At 65.3% G+C, this 2,698-nt stretch carries 3 protein-coding genes; 1 reads left to right on the top strand and 2 read right to left on the bottom strand.

The genetic code is table 11. The features are described from left to right. Both WA944_RS19215 and WA944_RS19220 read right to left on the bottom strand, forming a co-directional pair. Window positions 1-708: coiled-coil domain-containing protein (locus WA944_RS19215; protein ID WP_526647234.1), on the bottom strand; the 708-nt coding region annotated here is incomplete at its 3' end. Between the two features lie 217 nt (window positions 709-925). Further along, complete coding sequence (locus WA944_RS19220; RefSeq protein ID WP_526609595.1) at window positions 926-1,477, bottom strand: Rv1476 family membrane protein; 552 nt, start codon at window positions 1,475-1,477, stop codon at window positions 926-928. Between the two features lie 214 nt (window positions 1,478-1,691). Between WA944_RS19220 and WA944_RS19225 the strand changes: the two genes are divergently transcribed. After that, window positions 1,692-2,698: aconitase family protein (locus tag WA944_RS19225; protein WP_526647235.1), on the top strand; the 1,007-nt coding region annotated here is incomplete at its 3' end.

Here is a 2,698-nt window from a genome sequence, read left to right on the forward strand (position 1 = left end):
GCTCCGGCCCGTGGGAGCCGCCACCGCGCGCGTCTCCTGCAGCTTGGCCTGGGCGGTCGCCCGCTCCGCGGCGAGCAGGTCGAGCTCGACCTGCTGCGCCTTGAAGGTCTGCTGGGCGTCGGTCAGAGCGGATACCGCGGTCTGCTGGCTGGACTCGGCCGCCTTGACGGCGTCGTCGGCCTGCTGCTTGGCCTGCCTGGCGGCCGACTCCTTGTTGACCTGCTCGGTACGCGCCCGCTGCAGGTTGGCCATCACCTGCTTGGTGCTGATCGACAGGGTCTGACCGGCCGCGGCGGTGCTGAGGATGTCGACGGGGTCCGCGGCGTTCAGATACGAACCCGAGGGGCCGCTGACGTACATCGCGGCGGCGAACTTGTCGAAGCGTTGCTGGGCGGCCTCGATCGCGGTGTTGGCGTCCGCGACGCGCTGGGCGCTGGCCTCGACCTCCTGCTGGGCGGCCGCGGCGTCGTCGCGCGCCGTTTTCACATCCAGGATCGCCTTGTTCACGCTCTCCTGCTGGGTCTGGATCGCGGCACCGAGGTCCTGCAGTTGCTGGTTGACGTCGGCGACGGCGGTCACCAACGTCGCGAGGCTGTCCGGGTTGGCAGGCTGCGCCTGGGCCAGCCCGGGGGTCGTCAGGACCATGCCGGAGGCCAGGGCTACCGCGCACAACCGCGAAGCGGAGGCGCCGCCAGGGATGCGTCTCATTCGACTCAGGTCTCCTAAGGCTCCACGCGAGCGTGTCGGCACATTCTCGGGCGCCCAGACACAGAAGTCACATCAAGCACATCCGCAACATCAGGCACCGATTGCACCGTACGTCACATCTGACGCTAAAGAAACTTTAGTAACAAATTACAACAATGTAATTGCAATTGGCGTTATCAAACAGTGATGTTTGAATTTGCGTGAGCTTTGTCAACCCTTAATCAGAGCTGGTGGACGCTGCGCCCGATTCCGTCTGCCGTTTGCCACGAATCTGCAGTATTCGGGTGGCTACAACGGCCAGTACGACTGCCAGAACAAGGACAATCGTGAATGGCGTCCAGGGAAAGTGGGAGTCGGTCAACTCGCCGACAAAGTTCTTCGAAGATTGCACGGCATCACCGGTCTTCGCCACGTCCTGACCGGCTTCCAGCGTCACCCGGTCGAACTCCGGACTGTAGGTCCCGGCAAAGGACGGACTCAGCGCCAGCACGGTCGAGCCGGGGTTGGCCGTACCGACCTCGGTCGCGATGTCACGAAGCGGGGTGTCGATCGGCGGGTTGACGTCGATCACGACGATCTTGAGGTCGATGCCCTCACTGCGCGCGTCGGCGACGACCTGCCTCAACGCGGGCACGTCGGGCTCACCCCCGGGGGGCACGCTGACCCCGTCGTCGGCCACGTCGGCCTGCACCCGCTCCATGTCCACCTCCGGCGGGATGTACGCCGGCAGTTGCGGGACCCAGAGCGGAATCGAGTGCGGTCCGGTCACAGCAGCACCGTACGCGACCGACCGGCGGTGGCGACGGCGACACGACTCTGCCGAGTTTGGGTATGCCATCTGGGTGGCACCACGCGCGCGCGGGGACAAGACTGGAACCGGACGACCCGAATACCCATCTTGCCTTGTAGGACAAGCGTACTGTTAAGATTACCAACGCCGCTGACACAGCCCGTCGCGGCGATGATCCACAGCGGGAGTTGATGTGAGCAGCAAGAATTCATCCCTGAACTCGTTCGGCGCGCACGACACGCTCGAGGTCGGAGACAACAAATACGACATCTACCGCCTCGACGCGGTCCCGGGCACCGAGAAGCTCCCCTACAGCCTCAAGGTGCTCGCCGAGAACCTGTTGCGGACCGAGGACGGCGCCAACATCACCAAGGAACACATCGAGGCCATCGCGAACTGGGACCCGTCGGCCGACCCCAGCGTCGAGATCCAGTTCACCCCGGCGCGGGTGATCATGCAGGACTTCACCGGGGTGCCCTGCATCGTCGACCTGGCCACGATGCGCGAGGCCGTCGGCGATCTCGGCGGGGATCCACAGAAGGTCAATCCGCTGGCGCCTGCCGATCTGGTCATCGACCATTCGGTGATCGCCGACCTGTTCGGGACCGCCAACGCCTTCGAGCGCAACGTCGAGATCGAGTACGAGCGGAACGGCGAGCGTTACCAGTTCCTGCGGTGGGGTCAGGGCGCCTTCGACGACTTCAAGGTGGTGCCGCCCGGCACCGGCATCGTGCACCAGGTCAACATCGAGTACCTGGCCAGCGTCGTGATGTTGCGCGACGGTGTGGCGTACCCCGACACCTGCGTGGGCACCGACTCCCACACCACCATGGAGAACGGGCTCGGCGTGCTGGGCTGGGGCGTCGGTGGCATCGAGGCCGAGGCCGCGATGCTGGGACAGCCCGTGTCGATGTTGATCCCGCGCGTCGTGGGCTTCAAGCTCTCCGGCGAGCGCCGGGCCGGCGTCACCGCCACCGATGTGGTGCTCACCGTGACCGAGATGCTGCGCAAACACGGCGTGGTCGGCAAGTTCGTCGAGTTCTACGGCGAGGGTGTGTCCGAGGTGCCGCTGGCCAACCGCGCCACTCTCGGCAACATGAGCCCCGAATTCGGTTCCACCGCAGCAATTTTCCCGATCGATGACGTCACCATCGACTACCTGCGGATGACGGGCCGCAGTGAGGAGCAGCTCGCGCTGGT

This window comes from Mycobacterium sp., assembly GCF_049683355.1.
Taxonomy (GTDB): domain Bacteria; phylum Actinomycetota; class Actinomycetes; order Mycobacteriales; family Mycobacteriaceae; genus Mycobacterium.